The sequence below is a fragment of the Sulfobacillus harzensis genome (assembly GCF_012933365.1).
Taxonomy (GTDB): Bacteria; Bacillota; Sulfobacillia; order Sulfobacillales; family Sulfobacillaceae; genus Sulfobacillus_B; species Sulfobacillus_B harzensis.
Genome location: NZ_JABBVZ010000354.1, coordinates 1 through 398 on the forward strand (window position 1 = coordinate 1; position 398 = coordinate 398).

Here is a 398-nt window from a genome sequence, read left to right on the forward strand (position 1 = left end):
TCAGGGGGAACGCATTTTTCTCGCACCTTACAAGCGTTGCAAATCAACGACTTCGAGTTATGAAAAACCCTCACGTTTTAGAAGAAACCGGGGATCCCGGGACTTTCATATAGCGTAAGAGCCGAGCGATCGAGGAGGAAAGCTATCGATGATAAAAGCGTTCGCTTGGGGCACAAAAAATCCTGCCCCACCATCCGAATGCGGATTGGTAGGCAGGATTACGGTGCCGACTTACACGCTCGCGATGGTCTGCCAGTTTATCCCACAACGCGACGCAATGATTACCTTCCAGAATACTGGCGCTCGGAGGCTGACTGCACCAGTGGACGAACGCGACGAATCTCCGATGGCCGCTCCAGAGTATACCCATGTGGCCTCATACCATTTGTCTTCAATAC

At 51.8% G+C, this 398-nt stretch carries 1 protein-coding gene; it reads left to right on the forward strand.

The window, feature by feature from the left end:
- Positions 1 to 148: 148 nt before the first annotated feature.
- Positions 149 to 398: hypothetical protein (locus HIJ39_RS23955; RefSeq protein ID WP_207711909.1), on the forward strand; the 250-nt coding region annotated here is incomplete at its 3' end.